General features: G+C 74.3%; 21 protein-coding genes. 11 read left to right on the top strand and 10 right to left on the bottom strand.

Annotated features, from left to right (window positions below; all coding sequences use genetic code 11):
* Positions 1-2 precede the first annotated feature (2 nt).
* The 7 genes from ACFWDO_RS02880 to ACFWDO_RS02850 form a co-directional block, all read right to left on the bottom strand.
* Positions 3-2,537, bottom strand: coding sequence for a S8 family serine peptidase (locus tag ACFWDO_RS02880; RefSeq protein ID WP_380320975.1), 2,535 nt, complete (start codon positions 2,535-2,537; stop codon positions 3-5).
* A gap of 109 nt (positions 2,538-2,646) precedes the next feature.
* Positions 2,647-4,107, bottom strand: a complete 1,461-nt coding sequence (locus tag ACFWDO_RS02875; protein WP_380320978.1) for a hypothetical protein — start codon at positions 4,105-4,107, stop codon at positions 2,647-2,649.
* Positions 4,104-4,706 (bottom strand): RNA polymerase sigma factor, encoded by a 603-nt coding sequence (locus tag ACFWDO_RS02870; protein ID WP_380320981.1) that lies wholly within the window; start codon positions 4,704-4,706, stop codon positions 4,104-4,106. Before ACFWDO_RS02870 ends, ACFWDO_RS02875 begins: the two co-directional genes overlap by 4 nt.
* Before the next feature lie 29 nt (positions 4,707-4,735).
* Positions 4,736-5,209 (bottom strand): universal stress protein, encoded by a 474-nt coding sequence (locus ACFWDO_RS02865; protein WP_380320984.1) that lies wholly within the window; start codon positions 5,207-5,209, stop codon positions 4,736-4,738.
* On the bottom strand, positions 5,206-6,780 hold the full coding sequence (locus ACFWDO_RS02860; RefSeq protein ID WP_380320987.1) for a tripartite tricarboxylate transporter permease: 1,575 nt from the start codon (positions 6,778-6,780) through the stop codon (positions 5,206-5,208). The genes ACFWDO_RS02865 and ACFWDO_RS02860 overlap by 4 nt, the downstream gene beginning before the upstream one ends.
* A gap of 13 nt (positions 6,781-6,793) precedes the next feature.
* Positions 6,794-7,342 carry a tripartite tricarboxylate transporter TctB family protein gene (locus tag ACFWDO_RS02855; RefSeq protein ID WP_380320990.1) on the bottom strand — a complete coding sequence of 183 codons (549 nt, stop codon included), beginning with the start codon at positions 7,340-7,342 and terminating at the stop codon, positions 6,794-6,796.
* Positions 7,339-8,349, bottom strand: a complete 1,011-nt coding sequence (locus tag ACFWDO_RS02850; protein WP_380320993.1) for a Bug family tripartite tricarboxylate transporter substrate binding protein — start codon at positions 8,347-8,349, stop codon at positions 7,339-7,341. The genes ACFWDO_RS02855 and ACFWDO_RS02850 overlap by 4 nt, the downstream gene beginning before the upstream one ends.
* A 108-nt stretch (positions 8,350-8,457) precedes the next feature.
* On the opposite strand from ACFWDO_RS02850, the gene ACFWDO_RS02845 reads away from it, so the two are divergent.
* Positions 8,458-10,203, top strand: coding sequence for an ATP-binding protein (locus ACFWDO_RS02845; protein ID WP_380320996.1), 1,746 nt, complete (start codon positions 8,458-8,460; stop codon positions 10,201-10,203).
* Complete coding sequence (locus ACFWDO_RS02840) at positions 10,200-10,889, top strand: response regulator (protein ID WP_380320999.1); 690 nt, start codon at positions 10,200-10,202, stop codon at positions 10,887-10,889. The genes ACFWDO_RS02845 and ACFWDO_RS02840 overlap by 4 nt, the downstream gene beginning before the upstream one ends.
* 53 nt (positions 10,890-10,942) lie before the next feature.
* On the opposite strand, the gene ACFWDO_RS02835 is transcribed toward ACFWDO_RS02840, so the two are convergent.
* Entirely contained in the window at positions 10,943-11,491 is a 549-nt protein-coding gene (locus ACFWDO_RS02835) for a GrpB family protein (RefSeq protein WP_380321002.1), read from the bottom strand.
* A 92-nt stretch (positions 11,492-11,583) separates the two neighbouring features.
* On the opposite strand from ACFWDO_RS02835, the gene ACFWDO_RS02830 reads away from it, so the two are divergent.
* The 3 genes from ACFWDO_RS02830 to ACFWDO_RS02820 all read left to right on the top strand — a co-directional run bounded on the left by ACFWDO_RS02830 (position 11,584) and on the right by ACFWDO_RS02820 (position 13,539).
* Positions 11,584-12,264 carry a histidine phosphatase family protein gene (locus tag ACFWDO_RS02830; RefSeq protein WP_380321005.1) on the top strand — a complete coding sequence of 227 codons (681 nt, stop codon included), beginning with the start codon at positions 11,584-11,586 and terminating at the stop codon, positions 12,262-12,264.
* 104 nt (positions 12,265-12,368) lie between these two features.
* The gene (locus ACFWDO_RS02825; protein WP_380321008.1) at positions 12,369-12,845 is read left to right on the top strand and encodes a GNAT family N-acetyltransferase; all 477 of its coding nucleotides are present in this window, start codon (positions 12,369-12,371) and stop codon (positions 12,843-12,845) included.
* Between the two features lie 43 nt (positions 12,846-12,888).
* Complete coding sequence (locus tag ACFWDO_RS02820; RefSeq protein WP_380321011.1) at positions 12,889-13,539, top strand: flavin reductase family protein; 651 nt, start codon at positions 12,889-12,891, stop codon at positions 13,537-13,539.
* A gap of 13 nt (positions 13,540-13,552) precedes the next feature.
* On the opposite strand, the gene ACFWDO_RS02815 is transcribed toward ACFWDO_RS02820, so the two are convergent.
* On the bottom strand, positions 13,553-13,906 hold the full coding sequence (locus tag ACFWDO_RS02815) for a DoxX family protein (protein WP_380321014.1): 354 nt from the start codon (positions 13,904-13,906) through the stop codon (positions 13,553-13,555).
* 176 nt (positions 13,907-14,082) lie between these two features.
* Here ACFWDO_RS02815 and ACFWDO_RS02810 point away from each other — a divergent pair, with 176 nt between their 5' ends.
* The 6 genes from ACFWDO_RS02810 to ACFWDO_RS02785 all read left to right on the top strand — a co-directional run bounded on the left by ACFWDO_RS02810 (position 14,083) and on the right by ACFWDO_RS02785 (position 19,931).
* Positions 14,083-15,069 carry a cold-shock protein gene (locus ACFWDO_RS02810; protein WP_380321017.1) on the top strand — a complete coding sequence of 329 codons (987 nt, stop codon included), beginning with the start codon at positions 14,083-14,085 and terminating at the stop codon, positions 15,067-15,069.
* A 212-nt stretch (positions 15,070-15,281) separates the two neighbouring features.
* The gene (gene dnaK, locus ACFWDO_RS02805; protein ID WP_380318318.1) at positions 15,282-17,165 is read left to right on the top strand and encodes a molecular chaperone DnaK; all 1,884 of its coding nucleotides are present in this window, start codon (positions 15,282-15,284) and stop codon (positions 17,163-17,165) included.
* On the top strand, positions 17,162-17,782 hold the full coding sequence (grpE, locus tag ACFWDO_RS02800; RefSeq protein WP_380318225.1) for a nucleotide exchange factor GrpE: 621 nt from the start codon (positions 17,162-17,164) through the stop codon (positions 17,780-17,782). The genes dnaK and grpE overlap by 4 nt, the downstream gene beginning before the upstream one ends.
* A gap of 119 nt (positions 17,783-17,901) precedes the next feature.
* Positions 17,902-18,903: a DnaJ C-terminal domain-containing protein gene (locus ACFWDO_RS02795; RefSeq protein ID WP_380318228.1), complete on the top strand. Its 1,002-nt coding sequence runs from the start codon at positions 17,902-17,904 to the stop codon at positions 18,901-18,903.
* A 112-nt stretch (positions 18,904-19,015) separates the two neighbouring features.
* Positions 19,016-19,441 (top strand): heat shock protein transcriptional repressor HspR, encoded by a 426-nt coding sequence (locus ACFWDO_RS02790; protein ID WP_380318233.1) that lies wholly within the window; start codon positions 19,016-19,018, stop codon positions 19,439-19,441.
* A 181-nt stretch (positions 19,442-19,622) separates the two neighbouring features.
* A complete protein-coding gene (locus tag ACFWDO_RS02785) occupies positions 19,623-19,931 on the top strand; it encodes a DUF1540 domain-containing protein (RefSeq protein WP_380318236.1) in 309 nt (102 codons plus the stop codon).
* A gap of 12 nt (positions 19,932-19,943) precedes the next feature.
* Here ACFWDO_RS02785 and ACFWDO_RS02780 read toward each other — a convergent pair whose 3' ends face one another.
* Positions 19,944-20,720, bottom strand: a complete 777-nt coding sequence (locus ACFWDO_RS02780) for a hypothetical protein (RefSeq protein WP_380318239.1) — start codon at positions 20,718-20,720, stop codon at positions 19,944-19,946.
* Positions 20,721-20,909: the final 189 nt, after the last annotated feature.

Below are 20,909 nucleotides of genomic sequence, written 5' to 3'. Positions count from 1 at the left end.
GGTCAGTCTCCCTGCGCGATGCGGATCGCCGAGCCGTCGGTGAGGACGGCCTGGTCGAACGAGTACTGGAGGGCGTCGGAGCCGGCCTGGTTCTCGATGCCGACGGTGGCGCCGGACCCGTTGCCGGGCACGGACTTGTACTGGAACGTGACGGCGCCGGTGGCCTCGTCGAAGAGGGCCTCGAACGTCACGCGGCCGGAGCCGGAGGCGAGCAGGGCGTCGGTCCAGACGACGGCGAACGTGCGCGCCCCCGCCTTGCCCGTCGTGGCCGTCTGCACGCTGGACTTCTTGTCCAAGGTCAGGTCGTCCCAGAACGGGGCGACGATGCCGTTCGGCTTCGCGGCCGCGGGCAGCGCGGTGTTGTCGTAGTCGCCGAGGCGCGGCTCGAGGAAGTTGACGAGGCCGTTCGTGGTGACCGACGCGGCGGAGTAGTCCACGCCGTACAGCGAGACGGGGAACGGCAGCGAGATCGTCGCCGCGTCCTCGTCGCCGCTCAGCGCGACCTTGGTCGAGCCCTTCACCCAGGAGTAGGACGCCGGGGTGCAGCTGTTGCCGGACCGGTCGGCCCGCGGCGGGAGCTGCACGGTGCGGGTCTCGTCGCCGTCGACGGTGAGGGCGTCGTGCGCGGTCCCGTTGCACAGGACCGGCTCGGCCGGCGTCGCCGTGAGGGTGTAGTCGCCCTCGGCGACGGCGGGGAGGGTGAACGAGCCGTCGGCGGCCGTGACCACCGCGTCGACGGGGGTGCCCGCCACCGCGACGGTCGTGCCGGCCAGCGGCTTGCCCGTGACGTCCAGGACGGTGCCCGTGACCGGGTGGGCCGCCGTGGGCTCCATCGCGACGTCCTGCGTCAGCGGCTCGCCCGTGGTGAGGGTGACGCCGGAGCGGGCCGCCGAGGCGTACCCGTAGCCGCCGAACGCGAAGTCGTACGTGCCCGGAGCCAGCGTGATGCGGTAGGTGCCGGCCGCCGAGGTCGTCACCGTGCGGGCGCCGGCGGCGCCGGTCGCGGTCACGTCGATGCCGCGCGCGGGGGCGCCCGTGGCCGCGTTCGTCACCGTGCCGGTGACCGCCACGGCGGTGTGCGGCGCGAGCTCGACCGAGGCGAGGATGTCCAGCTTGCCGTCGCCCCACACGTTGTTCGCGTCGGCGGTGCCGCCGCAGTGCGTGTCGTCGACGTCGCGGGCGCCGGAGTTCAGCAGCGCGCGGGTGCCCTCGATGTCGCCGATGAGCGACGGGGCGGCCGACCACAGCAGGGCCACGGCGCCCGCGACGTGCGGGGTCGCCATCGACGTGCCGTTCTCCGCGAGGTAGGACGACCCGGGCCACGTGGATCGCACGTTGACGCCCGGGGCGGAGATGTTCGGCTTCGCGGAGCCGTCGACCGGCGACGGGCCGAAGCCGGAGAAGCTCGCGATCTTGCCGTTCACGTCGTACGCGCCGACGCCGTAGGCCGGGGCCTGCGCGCCCGGCGCCTCCGTGGTGGAGCAGGTCGCGCCGTCGCCGGAGTTGCCGGCGGCGAACGCCTCGAAGATCCCCGCGGCGTTCCAGGCCTCGATGATGTCCTGGTAGAAGGTGGTCTCGCCGCCGCCCCACGAGTTGTTCACGACGTTCGGCGCGAGGTCCGGGCGGGGGTTGTTCCCCTGCGAGTCCGTGGGCGCCAGGATCCACTGGCCGGCCTTCAGGAGCGAGGTGTCGGAGCAGGACCGCGACTCGCAGCCCTTGGCGGCGATCCACGTCGCGTTCGGGGCGACGCCGATGCCGTTCTTCGCGACCATCGTGCCCATCGTGTGGGTGCCGTGGCCGTTGTTGTCGCACGGGACGGTCGCGTCGCCGCACTCACCGGTCGGGTTGTACCAGTTGTAGTCGTGCGTGAACGTGCCGTCGCCGTTGTTGCCGCGGTAGCCCGCCACCAGGTCGGAGTGGTCGAACTGCACGCCGGAGTCGATGTTGGCGATGACGATGCCCTCGCCGCGGTCCTCGTACTGCGACCACACGTCGTCGGCGTTGATGTCGGCGACGCCCCACTCGGGGGTGCCGTCGTCGGCGAGCGTCGACGTGACCTCGCCCGCCGGCGCCGACTCGGTCTCGTCGAGCGTGTACGTCTTCTCCTTGACGAGCGACGCGACGTCGGACCGCGCGGCCAGCGCGGCGACGAGGTCGGCGTCGCCGGTCACCTCGACCGTGTTGGCGATCCAGTAGTCCTCGTGGCCCACCTGCTGGGCGTCGAGGTAGGCCGTCAGCGACTTCTGGCTGGTCGCGGCGTGCGCGCGCAGCTCGGTGTAGGCCGCCTTCGCGCGCGCCGCGTGGGACTTCGCGGCCTTCGGCGCGGCCAGCGTCGCCTGGTCCTTCAGGACGACGAAGAAGGTGGCGTCCTTGCCACCCTTCACGGCGCTCGCGAGGGCCGCGTCCACCTTGGCGTCGCCGGCGGGCGCGGCGGGGTCGGCGGTGGCGGACAGCGGGCTGGCCAGCAGCGCGGCCGCCGTGAGCGAGGCTGCGGCCCAGACGGCGGTTCGGCGCCGGGACGGGCGGGGCGGGTGCATGGTGCGCTCCTCCAGTGGACAGGTATCGGGACCCTGAACGCTAGGAAGGAGGAGTTACTGAGGCGTTACCGGGTCGCCCGGCCGGCGCGCGCACCGGCCGGGCGGCCCGTCACCCGAAGGTGGGGGACCCGTGCCGGGTGCCGTCCTCGAGGCGCCAGACGAGCCGGGCGTCGTCCCACTGCTTCTCGCCGACCCCCGCGCCCGGGACCAGCCAGTAGCCGCCCGACAGGACCCCGTCGAGCAGGGTCCCGTCGGGGAGGCGCAGCCAGACGTGGGCCACGTCGTCGCCCGCCAGGCCGACCAGCGTCCGGGCGTCGTCCGAGCCGCCGCCGCCCAGGGCGATCGCCTCGTCCCGCGCCGGCCGGTCGGTCATCGTGCCGCTGAGCGTGTGCCACGCGCGGTACGGGGACTCGGCGTCCTGCGTGCACACGACGAACCGCTCGTCGTTCGCGAGGACGGTGATGCCGTCGTCGCCGGTCCGCTGCTCGATCACGGGCCGGACCCCGGTCGTGGAGCGGCCGGGTGCGCACGCGTCCCGGCGCGCCTCGGCGGGCGGCGTCACGGTCGTCGGGTCCGCGGGCCAGGCGCCCTCCAGCGGCGCCGTGCGCTCCGACCCGTCCGGGAGGCGCCAGCGGAGCGACACGTCGGCGTCCGCGGGCACCTCGTCGCCGTCGAGCAGCACCGCCCACCCGCCGTCGCCGGTCGAGCGCACCTCGACCACGAAGCCGTCACCCTCGGCCCGGTCAGCGCCCGAGGGGTCGGTGCTCGAAGGGTCGGTGCTCGAAGGGTCGGTGCTCGACGGGTCGGTGCTCGACCAGTCCGCCTGCAGGCGCAGGTCCCGCACGTCCGGCCCGGCGGTGCCCCACGCCACGTACCAGTCGTCGTCGCGGACCCCGGTGGCCACGACGCCGTCCTGGCCCGGCTCCACGGTGTCCTGGGCGTCCGGCCACAGGGTGGTCGACGCCGAGGAGCCGCCCGCGCCGCCGGCCTCCCCGCAGAAGCCGGTGAGATCGCCGTCCTCGGACCGCATCAGGGCGAGCCGCGTGCCGTCGTCGTGGGACTCGGTGGCGAGCGAGCGCCACGCCTGCGGCGGGTCGAGGTCGACGTCCTGGTGCGCGGCGGTCGTGAGCCGCGACGCGCACGCGCTCGGGGGCGGCCCCGCGGGCACGAGGGCGGGGGGGCGGCCGGTCAGCGCCAGCCCGACGGCGACCACGCCGACGACGCCCGCCGCGGCGGAACCGAGCAGCACGCGGCGCGTGCGGCGCTCGCGGGCGGTGCGGCCGCGGCCCAGCGGGACGACGACGTCGTCGTCGACCAGGGGGAGCGGGACGCCGCCGCCGTCGGCGTCGACGTCGTGGCCGGAGTGGCGGGCGCGCGCGGCGTCGAGGTCGAGCACGTGCGCGTCGCCGAGCCGCCGGCTGCGGGAGGGCCCGGTCCCATCGTCGGCGCCGTCGAGCACACCGTCGAGCACGTCGTCGAGCACGGCGCGCGCGGCGGTGAGCCGCTCGGGGTCGGGGGACGTGGTGGGCGCGAGGCGGGCGAGGCGCTCGTCGATGTCGGCGGTGCTCATGCGGACCTCCTCGAGGACGCGGGGGAGCGGGAGTCGTCGGTGCCGCCGCCTGCGGGGCGGCTCGTGGGGGCGTCGGCGGTGCCGTCCGCGAGGGACGAGAGCCGGCGTCGGGCGCGGTGCAGGCGCACGTGGAACGTCGCGGTGCTGCACCCGGCGACGGCGGCGGCCTCGGGCGGCGCGAGGCCGTCCCACGCCACCAGGAGGATGGCCTCGCGCTCCCGCTCGGTGAGGCGGGCGAGGGCCCGGAGCAGGTCGTCCCGCTCGACGGCGAGCGCCTCGGGGGCCGCCTCGGGCAGCGGCGCCGACGCCGCGAGGGAGGCGAGCTCCTCGTCGAGGGTGCGCCGCCGGCGCGCGGCCCGGTGGGCGTTGCGCACGAGGTTGCGCGCCACGACCAGCAGCCACGGCAGCGCCGGGTCGGGGACGTCGTCGAGGCGACGCCAGGCCACGAGGAACGTCTCGGAGAGCACGTCCTGGGCGGTGTCCGGGTCGGTGTGGCGCCACAGGTACGCCTGGACGCGGACGGCGTGCGCGCTCCACAGCGCGGACAGCCGGTCGCGCGGCTCGGCGGTGCCGTCGGGAGTGCCGTCGGGGATGGTCACACGACGTAGTGTCCCGGGCGGACGGTTCCTTACGCGGGCCGCTCGCCGGGCTTCACGGCGAGCACCGGGCACTCGGCGGTGAGCAGGATGCGCTGCGCGACGCTCCCCATGAGCAGCTTCCCCACCGGGCTGCGGTGCCGCAGGCCGACGACGACGAGCCGCGCGGACAGCTCGGACGCGACGTCGAGCACCTGCTCCGCGACGTCGCGCCCCATCTCCTGCCGCACCAGGTGCGGCAGGCCGGTGCCCCGCAGCCGCTCGGCCAGGTCGGCGAGCCCGGCGGGGGCGGCGTAGCGCTCGTCGACGAGGGCGTCGCCGCGGGTGCCGTTGACGACGGCGACCCCGCGCCCGCCCTCGCGCGCCCAGGCGATCCCGTGCTCCAGCGCCGCGTCGCCGAACTCGTCCGGGGTCCAGGCGACGACCACCCATCCGGTGTCGGTCGACGCCTCGGGGGACGTCTCGTGCTCGGTCGTCTCGTGCTCGGTCGTCTCGTGCTCGGTCACCGCAGTGCTCCTTCCGTCTCGGTCTCGCTCGCGGCCGCCGCCTCGGCCTCCAGCCGCGACTCGGTGCGCGACCGCCACCGCGACAGCAGCGGGCGGCCGGCGAGGGCGAGGGCGAGCACCACGTAGATGGCGATGGCCAGCGGCTCGCTCCACAGGATCGACGGGTCGCCGCCGGAGATGGTGAGCGCCTCGCGCAGCTTGGTCTCCATGAGCGGGCCGAGGATGACGCCGAGGATGAGCGGCAGCACCGGCAGCCCGAACCGTCGCATCGCCAGGCCCAGCAGGCCGAAGACGAGCAGCAGGCCGATGTCGAACGGGTCGAGGTTGGTCGCGTACGCGCCGAGGCAGGCGAAGAAGAGGATGCCGGCGTACAGCTGCGGCCGCGGGATGCGCAGCAGCCGCGCCCACAGGGGCGCCAGCGGCAGGTTGAGCACCAGCAGCAGCAGGTTGCCGATCAGCAGGCTGGCGAGCAGCGTCCACACCATGTCGGCGTGCTCGGTCATGAGCTGCGGGCCCGGCTGGATGCCGTACCCCTGCAGCGCGGACAGCATCACGGACGCCGTCGCGGTGACGGGCAGGCCGAGCGCCAGCATCGGCACGAGCATGCCCGCGGCCGAGGCGTTGTTCGCCGCCTCGGGGCCGGCGACGCCCTCGATGGCGCCCTGGCCGAACTCGTCCTTGGCGCCGGCCCGCCCCTTGGCGACGCCGCGCTTGGCCATGCTGCGCTCGGTGACGTACGACAGGAACGTCGGCAGCTCGGCGCCGCCGGCCGGCAGCGCGCCGAACGGGAAGCCGAACGCGGTGCCGCGCAGCCACGGCTTCCAGGAGCGCCTGAGGTCCTCGCGGCCCATCCACGGCTGCCCGACGGGCACGACCTCGGCGGGCTTGCGGCGCAGGTGGGCGGCCACCCACAGCGCCTCGCCGAGGGCGAAGATGCCCACGGCCACCACCACGATGTCCAGGCGGTCCACGAGCTGCGTGACGCCGAACGTCAGGCGCGGCTGGCCGGTGTTGAGGTCCAGGCCCACGAGGCCGATCGTCAGGCCCACGAACAGGGACATGAGGCCGCGCAGCGGGCTCGACCCGAGCACCGTGGCCGTGAGGACCAGCGCCAGCACCATGAGGGCGAAGTAGGACGGCGCGCCGATCTCGACCGCGACGTCGGCCAGCGACGGCGCGAAGAACGCGACCAGCAGGGTGCCGATCGTGCCCGCGACGAACGACCCGACGGCCGCCGTCGCCAGCGCCTGCGCGCCCCTCCCGGCGCGCGCCATCCGGCTGCCCTCCAGCGCCGTCATCACGGACGCCGACTCGCCGGGGGTGTTGAGCAGGATCGACGTCGTCGACCCGCCGTACATGCCGCCGTAATAGAGGCCGGCGAACATGATGAACGCCTGCGTGGGCTCCAGCCCGAACGTCACGGGCAGCAGCAGCGCGATCGCCATCGCCGGCCCGATGCCGGGCAGCACGCCGACGAACGTGCCGAGCAGCACGCCCACCGCCGCGTACAGGAGGTTCATGGGGGTGAGGGCGGCGCCGAGGCCGTCCCACAGCAGTCCGAGGTTCTCCATCAGTCCCGCCGCCTCACAGGATCCCGTCGAGGACGCCGGGGGTGAGCGGGATGCCCAGCCCGACGACGAAGCCGTACCAGCTGCCCACCGCGAGCACGAGCCCCACGAGGACGTCGCGCACGTGCGTGCGGCTGCCCAGCGCCCAGGCGGCGCCGGCGAAGAGGATGGCGCCCGCGAGCGCCCACCCGAGCCACGTCACCGTGGCGATCGTCAGCAGGACGACGCCCACCAGCTTGAGCACGGTGGGCCAGTCGGCCGCGGTCGTGACGTCGACGTCCTCGCCGGCCTCCGGCTCGGGGCGCGACCCGCGCGCCGTCGCCAGGGCCAGCAGCACGCTCGTCACGACGAGACCGCCGCCGATGAGGATCGGGAAGATGCGCGGGCCCACCGGGTCGGCGAACCCGACCTCCAGGGTGCTCGCGTCGTACACGGTGTAGGCGCCGACGATCAGCAGCACGGCGGCGAGGCCGTACTGCGCGCGGTCGACGCGCGGCGTCGCGGTCGGGCCCTGCGGACCCGGGTCCGCGGCCCCCGGTGCGGGGGTCTCCACGTCGGTGCTCACAGCAGGTTCAGCTCCTTGAGGGTGGTCGACACCCGCTGGTCCTGCTCGCGCAGGAACTGCTCGAAGTCGTCGCCGGTGACGAAGGCGTCCGTCCAGCCGTTGTCGGCCAGGGCCTGCTCCCACTCGGGCGAGTCGTGCATGCGGGTGAGGTGGTCGATGAGCCGGTCGCGGGCCTCGTCGCTGATGCCGGGCGGGGCCACGACGCCGCGCCAGTTGGTGAAGACGAGGTCGATGCCGCTCTCGGTGAGCGTGGGGACGTCGGCGAGGGTGTCCCCGGCGACGCGCTCGTCGCCGGAGACGGCGAGCACGCGCAGCTCGCCCGCCTCGATCTGCCCCTCGAACTCGGCGAGGCCGGAGAACCCCACCTGGATCTTGTGCCCCAGCAGGGCGCTGGTCAGGGGACCGCCGCCGTCGTACGACACGTACCGCAGGTCCTTCGGGTCGACGCCCGTGGCCTTCGCGAGCTGCATGGGGAACAGGTGGTCGGGCCCGCCGGGCGACGAGCCGCCGCCCAGCACCACGGAGCCCGGGTCCTTCTTCCACGCGTCGACGAGGTCGTCGATGGTCTCGAAGGGCGAGTCGGCGGGGACGAGGACGCCCTCCTGCTCCTCGATGAGCTGGGCGAGCGGGGTGGCGTCCTGGGGGCGGGCGTCCACGCCGAACGAGTACGTGGACCCGACGACGCCGAGGCCGAGCGTCATCATGAGCCGCTCGTTGCCGGCCTCGCCCATGAGCCGCGACATGGCGACCGAGCCGCCCGCGCCCAGGATGTTGGTGACCTGGATGTCGCCGCCGGTGATGCCGTCGCGGTCCAGGACGCCGACGGCCGCGCGGCCGGTCTGGTCGTACCCGCCGCCGGGGCTGTTCGGGATCCACATGTCGAGGTCGGTCGAGTCGTCGCCGCGCGTGACCCCGCACGCGGCGGTGACGGCGAGCAGGGCCGTCGCCAGGGTCGCGGCGACGGCGGCGCGGACGCCGCGTCGTCGCCGGGATGTCGTCGTCGACACCGTGTGCTCCAGACTGTCGGTGCTGCGGGGCGGCTGTGCCCCGGGTGCGATCGTCACAGGCCCGGGCCGGGCGCGTCATCATTGGACAACCAAAGGAGGTTGTGGAACTTGCGGTCACGCTCCTCGCGCCGCCCCCGCGGCCACCTCACCCTCGCCGGGCAGGTCCTGCTGCTCCAGCTCGCCGTGCTCCTCGTGGTGGTCGCGGCGGCCGCGGGCGTGTTCCTCGGGCAGGCCGACGCCCAGTTCCGCGACGACCGCGCCGACCGGCTCGAGGTGGCCGCCGAGGGGCTGGCGGGCATCCCCGCACTCCAGGGCGGCCTCGCCGACGGCGCGAGCGACACGCAGGCCCTGCTCTTCTACCTGCAGTCCCGGGCCGCGTACGTCGACGCGAAGACGGCCTACCTCACGGACCTCGACGGGCGGATCCTGCTGTCGACCGACCCGACGCGCACGGGCGAGCAGCTCGCGCTGCCGGCCGACGCCGGCACGGTCGCCGGCAGTGGCGACGTGACCGACCTCGGCGACCGCTCGATCGCCGCCTGGGTCCCGGTGTACGGGGGGAGCGCGCCGCACCCGCTCGCCGTCGCCGTGCTCGCCGACCCGTACCCGCCGCTGGCCGAGCGCGTGTCCCGTGCCGGCGGGGACGTCCTCGTGGTCCTCGGCATCGGCACGGCGCTCGCCGTCGCCGGGTCGTGGCTGCTGGCGCGCCTGGTCAAGCGCCGCACCCGCGGGTTGGAGCCGGCGCAGATCGCGGCGCTCGCGGACCACCGCGAGGGCGTGCTGCGCTCCATCCGCGAGGGCGTGGTCGTGGTGGGCGACGACGGCCGCGTGAGCCTCGTGAGCGACAGCGCCCGCGCGCTGCTCGGTCTTGCGGACGACGCCCCCGACCTGACGGGGCGGCGCCTGGACGACCCGGGCCTGGCGGACGTGGGCCTGGAGCCAGCCGTCGCCGACCTGCTGCGCGGCACGGACGAGGTGCACGACGTGGTGCTCGTCTCCGGGGACACCGTGCTGGTGCTGAACCGCCGCCGCGTGCTGCACGACGGCCGCCCGGCCGGCACGGTGACCACGCTGCGCGACCGCACGGAGCTGCTGGCGCTGCAGAGCGAGCTGCACGCGCGCGAGAGCGTGACCGAGACGCTGCGCGCGCAGACCCACGAGTTCAGCAACCAGCTCCACACGGTCTCCGGCCTCATCGAGCTGGGGGAGTACGAGGAGGTGGGCCGGTTCGTCGACCGCCTCACCCGCCGGCGCGCCGCCCTCAGCGACGTGGTGACGTCGCGGGTCGCGGACCCGGCGGTGGCGGCCCTGCTCATCGCGAAGGCGAGCCTCGCGGACGAGCGGCACGTGGAGCTCGTCGTCGACCAGGGCAGCGCGCTGCCGCGCCTCGACCCCGACCTGTCCGCCGACGTGGGCACCGTGCTCGGCAACCTCGTGGACAACGCGGTGGACGCCGCGGCGTGGGCCGCGGGCCCGGGCGCGGACGGCGTCTCCGCCCCCGCCATGGTCCGGGTGCGCCTGGCCCAGGACGGCCCCGCGCACGACGTCCTCGTCGAGGTCGCGGACACCGGGCGCGGCGTGCCGCCCGAGCAGGCCGACGCCATCTTCCGCCGCGGCTGGAGCACGAAGCCGCACGGCGAGACCGGGCGCGGTGTCGGCCTCGCGCTGGTGCACGTGCTGGCGCAGCGCCGGGGCGGCACGGTGACCATGCACAATGGCGGCGACCACGGCCGTGCCGGCCACGACGGCGAGGAGCCGAGCGGCGGCGCCGTGTTCATCGTGCGGCTGCCGCAGGCCGTCGCGGGGGCGGGCCGGGCCGACCGGGCGAGCGAGCAGGGGGTGCAGCAGGCGTGAGCCTCGACGTGCTGGTGGTGGAGGACGACTTCATGGTCGCGTCCATCCACCGCCGCTTCGTGGAGCGGGTGGACGGCTTCCGCGTCGTCGGGGAGGCGCACACCGGCGCGGACGCGCTCGCCGCCGTGGAGGCCCTGCGCCCCGACCTGGTGCTGCTCGACGTGCACCTGCCCGACATCAACGGCATCGAGGTGCTGCGGCGGCTGCGGGCGGCGGGCCGCGACCTCGGGGTCGTCGTGATCACGGCGGCCCGCGAGGCCGACACGGTCCGCGCGGCGGCGGCCGGCGGTGCCGCGCACTATCTCGTCAAGCCGTTCGCGTCGGAGGACCTCGCGGCCCGGCTGGAGGCGTTCCGCCGCGCCCACGAGGCCCTCGACGGCCGCGACCGCCCCGGCGGACCCGGTCAGGCCGAGATCGACGCCCTCCTCGCGCCGCAGCCCTCGCGCGCGGGCGGCGGCGCGCGCCCCGCGCTCCCCAAGGGGCTCAGCCAGGAGACCGCGGACGCCGTGCTCGCGGCCCTGTCCGACGGCGCGGAGCTGAGCGCCGCCGAGTGCGCCGACGAGATCGGCGTCAGCCGCGTCAGCGCGCGTCGCTACCTGGAGCACTTCGCGACGACGGGGCGCGCCGCCGTGCGCCTCAACTACGGCACCGCGGGCCGGCCCGAGCGGCGCTACCGGCTGCGCTGAGGCGCGGCCGCGGCGCAGCGCGCCGTCAGGCGGACGGGTCGTCGATGCCGGGGTCAGTCGATGCCGGGGTCGTTGGTGCCGAGGATCTCGCGCAGCTCGCCCGGCGTGAGGTCCGACTCGGCGAGGACCTTCTGCAGCACGGCCGACTTGCCGGCGACGTACCGGTCGATGTCCATCGTGGGGTCGGCGGCGAGCGCGGCCTTCACCGCGCCGTACTCGTCGCGCAGGTCGGCGCGGCGCCGCAGCACGTCCCGGACGGCGAGGTGGTTGCGCACGTGGAGCGTCCCGGCCGCGCAGACGTAGACGTGCCGGGCGGGGTCGTCGTCGGGCGCGTCCATCGCCTCGCGGCCGGGCAGGCCCAGGTCGCCGGCGTGGGCGTACCCCACGCCCTCGAGCGCCCGCACCGCGGCGGCGACGTCCTCGGCAGGGACGATCACGTCGACGTCGAGGACCGGCTTCGCCGCCAGGCCGGGCACGGAGGTCGAGCCGACGTGCTCGACGACGGCCGTCGGCACCCCGGCGAGCGCCGCCCGCAGCGCGGCCGCGACGCCCTCGAACGCGGCGGGCCAGTCGGGGGACGAGGGGACCACGGTGATCGGCACCCGGTCATCCTCGCAGGCGCGGTCGTCCGGCCGGCGGGCGGCGCGGTCCCCGCGACGGCGGCGGGTCGGCCAGGGTAGGAGAGGGTAGGACCATGCGCCTCCTCCTCCTGCGACACGGACAGACCCCCGCCAACGTGGCCGGCCTGCTCGACACCGGTGCCCCCGGGCCGCGGCTCACCCCGCTCGGGGAGCAGCAGGCCGCCGCCGTCCCCCGCGCGCTGGAGGGGCGGCGCATCGACGCCCTCGCCGTCTCGACGCTGCTACGCACCACCCTCACCGCCCAGCCGCTGGCCGACGACCGCGCCCTGCGCCCCACCGTCCTCGACGGGCTGCGCGAGATCGAGGCGGGCTCCCTGGAGATGTCCGCGGACCTCGCCGACCACCACACTTACCTGGAGACCGTGTTCGCCTGGTCGCGCGGCGACCGGTCCCGTCGCATGCCCGGCGGGCCCGACGGCGACGCGTTCCTCACCCGCTTCGACGACGCCGTCGCCGCGCTCGCGGGCGTGGCCGACCGTACCGACCGCGGCCACGGCGTCGTCCTCGCCGTCTCGCACGGCGCGGCGATCCGGTCGTGGTCCGGCGCCCGGGTGCGCGGGCTCGACGTCGACGAGCTGGCGCACACCCCGCTCGCGAACACCGGCCTCATCGAGGTCGAGGGCGACCCGGCCTCCGGCTGGCGCCTCGTCGAGTGGCACCGCGAGCCCGTCGGCGGCGAGCGCCTCGACGCGGTGGTTGCGAACGACCCCACCGGCGAGGCCGTCGACGACTGACCAGGCGTGGCCGTTGACGTAGTACCCGGTGACGCTTCCGGGCCCGGATCGGTCACCGGGTACTACGTCGGCCCGTGGGACCCGCGGTGTGCCAGCATGCGTCCATGACGACGGTGACGCTCCGCCCGATGACCGAGGCCGAGTTCGACGAGTGGCAGGACGACCTGGCCGAGGGGTACGCCGCGGAGCAGGTCGCCGCCGGACGGTGGCCGTGGGAGGGGTCGGTGCGCCGCGCCCGCGAGGAGAGCGCGGCCCTGCTCCCGCGGGGGCTCGCCACCGAGGGGATGCTCGTGCGGGTCGGGGTGGACGCGGACGGCGAGCCGGTCGGCCGCGCCTGGGTGGCGCTGGACCCGCCGCACTGCCTGCCGGGGGTGGCGTTCCTCTACGACATCGAGGTGCTGGAGCCGCGGCGAGGCCAGGGCTTCGGCCGCGCGCTCCTGACGGCCACGGAGGACGCGGCCCGGGAAGCCGGCGCCACCGCGCTGGAGCTGAACGTCCACGGCCGCAACGCGACCGCCATGGCGCTGTACGACTCCTCCGGGTACGCCGTCGTCACGCAGCAGATGCGCAAGCCGCTCTGACGGTTCGGCGGGGACCGAAGCGTCCCGCCCCGACGATGGGGCCATGAGCCCGACCAGCGCCGCGGCGCACGACACCGTGCCCGACGAGGCCTCGTCGTCGCACGTGCCCATCGACCCCCCGGTGCTGTACGTCGGCACCCCGATCGCGCTGGTCACCACCACCGGTCCCGACGGGTCGACGAACATCGGGCCGATGTCGTCGGCGTGGACGCTGGGGCGCACGATCGTGCTGGGCTGGGGCGCCGCGTCGCAGACGCTCGCCAACCTCGAGCGCGAGGGCCAGTGCGTCGTGAACTTCCCGCACGCCGAGCGCTGGTCGCAGGTGGAGGAGATCGCGCTGCTGAGCGGCAGCGACCCGCTCCCGCCGCACAAGCGGGGCCGGTTCCGCAGCAGCGGTGACAAGTGGACCCCCGGCGGCTTCACCCCGCAGCCCTCCACGGTGGTGCGCCCGCCGCGCATCGCCGAGTGCGCCATCCAGTGCGAGGCGGAGGTGCAGGCGATCCACGCGCCGAAGGGCCCCGACGGCGACGACTTCCGCATCGTCGAGGTCTACGTCCGGGCGGTCCACGCGGACCGCGCCGTCGTGGACACCGGCACCGGGCACGTCGACACGGACGCCTGGTCGCCCGCGCTCTACGTGTTCCGCGAGTACTTCGGCACCGGGCCCCGCCTCGGGCGCACCCGGCGCCGCTGACGGGTCCGCGCGGTCAGGCGCTGCCCGCCAGGAGCCCCAGCGTCAACGCGGCGGCCGCGACGGCGAGGAACACGATCGCGCCCACGACGTGGTGGGAGCCCACCCGCAGGTGGGCGACGATCGCCCCCACGAAGTACAGGACCAGGCCGCCCGCGGCGAGGACGCCCACGAGCGGCAGCGCGAACCCGACCAGCAGCCCGACGGCGCCAGCCGCGAGCAGCATCCCGAGCATCGGCACGTACCGGCGCGGGATGCCCTTCATGTCCGCCTGGCTGCGCGGGTACTCGTGCCCGGCCAGGTAGAAGGCGGCGGCCGCCCCGTTGATCACCGCTCCGAGGATCGTCACCACCACGGCGGCCGTGTCCATGCGCACCCGCTCCCTCCGTCGTCGTGCCCGGGCGTCGTGCCCGGGTCGTCGGTACGACGAGGCGGGCGGCGCGGGTGTGACGGGCGCCGCGTCCCCGAGGGCCGCCCGAACCGCCTGTCGACGGCCCCGCCGGGGGACACTGGGGAGGAGAAGTCAGTCGAGACGAGGAGTTTGACGTGCCCCAGGGAACAGTCCGATGGTTCGACGCCGACCGAGGGTTCGGTTTCATCGACCTCGGGAACGACGAGGAGGACCTGTTCGTGCACGCCTCCGAGATCGTCGGCGGGGACGGGCCGAAGCAGCTCCGCGAGGGGCAGGCCGTCGAGTTCGAGGTCGGCGAGGGCGACCGCGGCCCCCAGGCGCGGCGCGTCCGCGTCACGGGCGACCGGGCCGCCGACGCACCCCTGGGCGTGCTCGGCACCGTGAGCTGGTACGAGCCGGCCAAGGGGTACGGCTTCGTCACGCCCGAGGACGGTGGCCAGGAGATCTTCCTGCACAGCTCGGCCATCGTGGGCGGCGGCGTGGTGTCGGAGGGGCAGCGCGTGGCGTTCCTCGTCGTCGAGGGGGAGAAGGGGCCGCAGGCGGACCACCTGCTGCCGCTCGCGTCGGAGTCCGCTCGGGCGGCCTCGGACGGCGCGGACGGCACCGTGTCCTGGTTCGACGACACCAAGGGCTTCGGGTTCATCGCCCCGGACGCGGGCGGCGGCGACCTCTTCGTCCACGTCAACGCGCTCGGCCCGGGGCTGACCTCGCTGCCCGAGGGCGCGCGGGTGACCTACGACGTCGTCGACGGCGACAAGGGGCCGAACGCCCGCGACGTGCGGCTCGTGCGCGGCTCCGGCGTGCGCGGGGCCGACCGCGGCCGCTCGGACCACGGCCGGGACCGCGGTCGCGCGGATCACGGTCGGGACCACGGCCGCTCGGACCGGGGGCGCTCGGGCCGCCCGGCCGGCGGGCCGGTGCGCGGCGGCGAGGGCACCGTCGCGCGCTACGACGCGGACCGCGGGTTCGGCTTCATCACGCCCGACGCCGGGGGCGAGGACCTGTTCGTGCACGTGTCGGTCGTGCGCGACGTCGAGTTCCTCGAGGAGGGCGACCGGGTCCGCTTCAAGGTGCGCCAGAGCGACCGGGGCCCTCAGGCCGACGGCGTCGAGCTCGTCTGACCCTGCGACTGCCCCTCAGCCCCCGCTGTTCGCTCACGGCGAACAGCGGGGGCTGCCTGCGGGAATATCGACGCCCTGAGCAAGGTTGAGCCATGCAGACTCAACTTTGGCGCCTGCGGTTTGCGAGGCGGGGACGCCGAGATTTACGTTGAGTGCAGTTGACTCAACCTCGGGCGCAGAGGCGCCCGGACGTACGCATGGAGGCAGCACACATGGCTCGAGCAGTCGGTATCGACCTGGGTACCACCAACTCGGTGGTCGCCGTCCTGGAGGGCGGCGAGCCCACCGTCATCGCGAACGCGGAGGGGTCGCGCACGACGCCGTCCGTCGTCGCGTTCTCCAAGACCGGCGAGGTCCTCGTCGGTGAGGTGGCCAAGCGCCAGGCGGTCACCAACGTCGACCGCACCATCTCGTCGGTCAAGCGCCACATGGGCACCGACTGGTCGGTCGAGATCGACGACAAGAAGTACACCGCGCAGGAGATCTCCGCGCGTGTGCTCGGCAAGCTCAAGCGCGACGCCGAGGAGTACCTGGGCGAGCCCGTCACCGACGCGGTCATCACCGTCCCGGCGTACTTCAACGACGCCGAGCGCCAGGCGACCAAGGACGCCGGCCAGATCGCGGGCCTCAACGTGACGCGCATCGTCAACGAGCCCACCGCGGCGGCCCTCGCCTACGGCCTGGAGAAGGGCAAGGAGGACGAGCTCATCCTGGTCTTCGACCTGGGCGGCGGCACCTTCGACGTCTCGCTCCTCGAGGTCGGCAAGGACGAGGACGACTTCTCCACCATCCAGGTGCGCGCCACGTCCGGCGACAACCGCCTCGGCGGCGACGACTGGGACCAGCGCATCGTGGACCACCTCATCAAGCAGGTGAAGAACAGCGCGGGCGTCGACCTGTCGAAGGACAAGATCGCCCTGCAGCGTCTGCGCGAGGCGGCCGAGCAGGCCAAGAAGGAGCTCTCGTCCGCGACGAGCACCACCATCTCGATGCAGTACCTGTCGATGAGCGAGAACGGCCCCGTCCACCTGGACGAGAAGCTCACGCGCGCCCAGTTCCAGCAGATGACGCAGGACCTCATCGACCGCACCAAGGCGCCGTTCCACGCGGTGATCCGCGACGCGGGCATCTCCGTGTCCGACATCGACCACGTCGTGCTCGTGGGTGGCTCCACCCGCATGCCCGCCGTGACCGAGGTCGTCAAGGAGCTCACCGGCGGACGCGAGCCCAACAAGGGCGTCAACCCGGACGAGGTCGTCGCCGTGGGCGCGGCCCTGCAGGCCGGCGTCATCGGCGGCGAGCGCAAGGACGTGCTGCTCATCGACGTGACCCCGCTGTCCCTCGGCATCGAGACCAAGGGCGGCGTGATGACCAAGCTCATCGAGCGCAACACGGCCATCCCGACCAAGCGCAGCGAGATCTTCTCGACGGCGGAGGACAACCAGCCGTCCGTCGCGATCCAGGTCTTCCAGGGCGAGCGCGAGTTCACCCGCGACAACAAGCCGCTGGGCACGTTCGAGCTCACCGGCATCGCCCCGGCGCCCCGCGGCGTCCCGCAGATCGAGGTCACCTTCGACATCGACGCGAACGGCATCGTGCACGTGTCCGCCAAGGACCGCGGCACGGGCACCGAGCAGTCGATGAAGATCACCGGCGGGTCGGCCCTCCCCAAGGAGGACATCGACCGCATGGTGAAGGACGCCGAGGAGCACGCGGCCGAGGACAAGAAGCGTCGCGAGGAGGCCGAGACCCGCAACCAGGCCGAGGCCTTCGCGTACTCGATGGAGAAGCAGATCGCGGACAACCGCGACAAGCTCCCCGCCGAGGTCGTCACCGAGGTCGAGGCGGACGTCGCCGCCGTCAAGACCGCCCTGGAGGGCGAGGACGCCGACGCCGTGAAGTCCGCGTACGAGAAGCTCGGCGCCTCCTCGCAGAAGATCGGCCAGGCGCTCTACGCCACGGCCGAGCAGGAGCAGGCCGCGGGTGACACCGCGGCGGCCGAGGACGACGCGGCCGCGGCCGCGGGCGCGACCTCCGCCCCCGACGAGGACGTGGTCGACGCCGAGATCGTCGACGACGAGGACGACAAGAAGTGACGGAGAACCCGCAGGGGACCCCCGAGCCCGAGGGCTCGGGGGACGCCCCCTTCCACTTCACCGACAAGCGCAAGGTCGACCCCGAGTCGGGGGAGGCCCGGGAGTCGGCGGCCGGCGGCGAGGGCGAGAGCACCGACCCGCTCGCGGCACTCGACTTCGAGCCCGAGGGCGAGGCCGCCGAGAGCGCCGAGGTCCTCAAGGCCAAGGCCGAGGCGGCCGAGCACCTGGATGCGCTGCAGCGGGAGCGGGCGTCGTTCACGAACTACCGCAACCGGTCGCTGCGCGACCAGGAGGTGGCGCGCACGCAGGGCACGCAGGACGTGCTGGTCGCGCTGCTGCCGGTGCTCGACGACATCGAGCGCGCCAAGCAGCACGCCGAGCTCACCGGGCCCATGGCGGCCATCGCGGAGAAGCTCGACGCGTCGCTGGCGAAGTTCGGCATCGAGCGGTTCGGCCAGGTGGGGGAGGAGTTCGACCCCACGGTGCACGAGGCGCTCATGCACAACGTCGACCCGGACGTCGCGGCCACGACCGTCAGCCTGGTGGTGGAGCCCGGCTACCGGATCGGCGAGAAGGTGGTCCGCGCCGCCCGTGTGGGCGTCGTCGGCCCCGAGTGACGCCGGGCCGCTGAAGGACACCGTGGTCCGGGTGGGGCATGCCGAGCGTTCGGCGTGGCCCGCCCGGACCCGTTCGACGAGGATGATGAGATCACGAGCATGACCAGGAAGGGGGCGTCGTGACAGGTCAGGACTGGATCGAGAAGGACTTCTACTCCGCTCTCGGCGTCCCCAAGGACGCGGACGACGCGGCCATCAAGAAGGCGTACCGCAAGCTCGCCCGCCAGTACCACCCGGACCAGAACCCGGGGGACGCATCGGCCGAGGCCAAGTTCAAGGAGATCGGCGAGGCGTACGCGGTGCTCTCGGACACCGAGCAGCGCCAGCAGTACGACGCCGTCCGCGCGATGGCGGGCGGCGGGGCGCGGTTCGCCGCGGGCCCCGGCGGCGGCGGCAACGGCTTCGAGGACGTCTTCGGCTCGATGTTCGGCGGCCAGGGCGCACCGAACGCGCGCTACACGCAGTACCCGCAGGGCGGGTCCGGAGGCTTCGAGGACATCCTCAGCTCGATGCTCGGCGGCCAGGGCGGCTTCCGCGCCGCCGGCCGGCAGCGCGCCGGCTTCACCGCGCCGCAGAAGGGCCCGGACGTCGCGGCGGAGACCACGCTGCCGTTCCGCACGGCCGTGGAGGGCGCCACCGTGGAGTTCACGGTGGACGGCCGCAAGGTCAAGACGAAGATCCCGGCAGGCGTGAACGACGGCCGCAAGCTCCGTATCCGCGGCAAGGGCCGGCCGGGCGCGGGCGGCGGCGACGCGGGCGACCTCGTGGTCACCGTGCACGTCGCGCCGCATCCCGTGTTCACGCTCGACGGCGCCAACCTGCGCATGTCCGTGCCCGTGACGTTCGCGGAGGCCGCGCTGGGCACGACCCTCGAGGTGCCGACGCTCGACGGCGGCACGGTGCGGCTGAAGGTCCCGGCGGGCACGCCGTCGGGCCGGGTGCTGCGGGTCAAGGGCCGCGGCGTGAAGACCGCGAAGACGCAGGGCGACCTGCTGGTCACCGTCCAGGTGACGGTGCCGCAGAAGCTCAGCCGCAAGGCGAAGGAGGCGCTCGAGGCGTTCGCCGCCGAGAGCGACCACGAGGACGTCCGCGCCGGCCTCGCGCAACGCGCGGCGGAATGACGAGTGCAGCGCGCGGCGGAATGACGAGTGCAGCGCGCGGCGGAATGACGAGTGCAGCGCGCGGCGGAGCGATGCTCCTCCGCGCGACGGACGCCGAGCGAGGGAGGTAGCGATGGTTGCCGAGGACGCCCCGGTGCTGACCGTGTCGCAGGCGGCCCGGCTGGCGGGGATGCACCCGCAGACGCTGCGGCAGTACGACCGCCTCGGCCTCGTGACGCCGCGCCGCACCGCGGGGCGCGGCCGGCGCTACTCGCAGCGGGACGTCTCCCGGCTGCTGGAGGTCCAGCGGCTCGCGCAGGTCGAGGGGATCAACCTCGCCGGCATCCGGCGCATCCTCGACCTGCAGGAGCACGTGGCGCAGCTCGAGGCCAGGTTGGCCGCGCTCGCGATGCAGCCCGGGGGCCGGGTGTTCACCGCCGGGACCTCGGGCGACGTCGTCGTCGTGCGGCGAGGGCAGCGCGTCCGCCGCGTCGAGCGGTCGGAGCTGGAGGCCGAGGAGGGGGCGCTGGTGCTGTGGCGTCCGCACCGCCGCGGCTGACGACTTTCCGCAACGCAATTCTTCGCTAATTCGCGGGAACCCATTCGTGAGGGCAATGGGTAAGGCATTCCTTATTTGTGCAGACGTGAATTCCCTCTCGCATTCACTGTGCATTTCCGTGCGCGAGGAATATCGTGGTCGAAGGCGGCGAGAGCCGGCGTCGAGCGGCGAGGAGCGCACCATGAGCACGCTGATGGAGATGCCCGAGGTCACCGAGTGCACCGTCGAGGGCTGCGGCTACAACCACGACCACGGCTGCCACGCCGGCGCCGTCACGATCGCCGGGCACTCCGGTGACGCGTCGTGCGCCACGTTCATCCCGCTGAGCGCCAAGGGCGGCCTGGAGAAGGTCGTCGCCCACGTGGGGGCGTGCCAGCGCGGCGACTGCGTGCACAACCACGAGCTCGAGTGCGCCGCCGCCGCGATCCGCGTCGGGCCGGGCCAGGACGACGTGAACCACGCCGACTGCCTCACCTACGCGCAGTCCTGACCGCCCGACCTGTCAGCGGGCGAGCTGCGCCAGCAGCTGCGCGGCGGCGGCGTGCGTCGTCGGCAGGCGCTCCACCCACACGCGGGTGGGGCGCCGCAGCGCGTCCCCGAGCCCCATGAGCGCGGCGTTGCGCTCCACGACGCTGCGCGTGGACTTCGCGAGGTCGGGGACGCCCGTGTCGCGCCGCGCCAGCACGGCGAAGACGCCGTCCGTCAGGGCCGCCATCGGGTGCCCCTCCCCGAAGATCTGCTCCAGGGCGCGGCCCACGGTCGCGGACCGCGCGGCCCGGTCCCACGGGGCGAGCCCGTCCACGGCGACGTCGACGACGACGAGGCAGTGCGTGGCCGGCACGCCGTCCTCGGCGCCCACGGCGGCGCCGTAGGTCTCCCGCAGCCGCTCGGCGAGGTACTCGCGCGTGGGGAGCCCGGTGCCGGGGTCGCGCACGCCCCCGAGGGCCGGTTCGGTGTCGCGCCCGCGGACCCAGCCGACGGCCACCGCGCGGATCGCGTCCGGGTCGGGTTCGCAGCCGGTGGCGCGGTACAGGCACTCGACGTCGTCCAGGGTCTCGCCCAGCCCCACGCCCGCGCGGCCCCGCGCGGAGCCCAGGCGGTGGGCGGCGGCGTGCGGGGAGCGCCGCTCGTCGAACGCCTCGACCAGCGCGTCGACGGCGGGGTGGTACCAGTCGTCGGGGCGCAGCCACACCTCGGCGAGGCTCGTCGCGCGCCAGCGGTCGAGGACGTCCGAGGGAAGCTCGGGCGCGTCCGGCGGCCCGCTCGTGGACCGGTTCATGATGATGGGACCCCCATGAACAGCCATCATGACGCAGTTGTGCGGCATTTTCACCGGGCATGGCATACCGGGTATGCTCTTTCCGCTGCCCGAGGCACGGAATCCTGCGGTTTTCCTGCTCCTTTCTTGAGGAAGTTCACCCGCCGACCAGAGGCTGAACGCACGTAAGGTACGTGAGTCGCGTCGGGC

Source organism: Isoptericola sp. NPDC060185 (assembly GCF_042728595.1).
Classification (GTDB): domain Bacteria; phylum Actinomycetota; class Actinomycetes; order Actinomycetales; family Cellulomonadaceae; genus Isoptericola.
Note: the sequence above shows the minus strand (reverse complement) of the source record. Positions and strands in the feature narration are given on the sequence as shown.

Bases quoted from the DNA above. Each gene is read 5' to 3' on its own strand.
- ACFWDO_RS02875 (WP_380320978.1), bottom strand. From the start codon at position 4,107: ATGAGCACCGCCGACATCGACGAGCGCCTCGCCCGCCTCGCGCCCACC.
- ACFWDO_RS02830 (WP_380321005.1), top strand. From the start codon at position 11,584: ATGCGCCTCCTCCTCCTGCGACACGGACAGACCCCCGCCAACGTGGCC.
- ACFWDO_RS02790 (WP_380318233.1), top strand. From the start codon at position 19,016: ATGGTTGCCGAGGACGCCCCGGTGCTGACCGTGTCGCAGGCGGCCCGG.
- dnaK (WP_380318318.1), top strand. From the start codon at position 15,282: ATGGCTCGAGCAGTCGGTATCGACCTGGGTACCACCAACTCGGTGGTC.
- ACFWDO_RS02825 (WP_380321008.1), top strand. From the start codon at position 12,369: ATGACGACGGTGACGCTCCGCCCGATGACCGAGGCCGAGTTCGACGAG.
- ACFWDO_RS02780 (WP_380318239.1), bottom strand. From the start codon at position 20,720: ATGAACCGGTCCACGAGCGGGCCGCCGGACGCGCCCGAGCTTCCCTCG.
- ACFWDO_RS02880 (WP_380320975.1), bottom strand. From the start codon at position 2,537: ATGCACCCGCCCCGCCCGTCCCGGCGCCGAACCGCCGTCTGGGCCGCA.
- ACFWDO_RS02860 (WP_380320987.1), bottom strand. From the start codon at position 6,780: ATGGAGAACCTCGGACTGCTGTGGGACGGCCTCGGCGCCGCCCTCACC.
- ACFWDO_RS02820 (WP_380321011.1), top strand. From the start codon at position 12,889: ATGAGCCCGACCAGCGCCGCGGCGCACGACACCGTGCCCGACGAGGCC.
- ACFWDO_RS02815 (WP_380321014.1), bottom strand. From the start codon at position 13,906: ATGGACACGGCCGCCGTGGTGGTGACGATCCTCGGAGCGGTGATCAAC.
- ACFWDO_RS02785 (WP_380318236.1), top strand. From the start codon at position 19,623: ATGAGCACGCTGATGGAGATGCCCGAGGTCACCGAGTGCACCGTCGAG.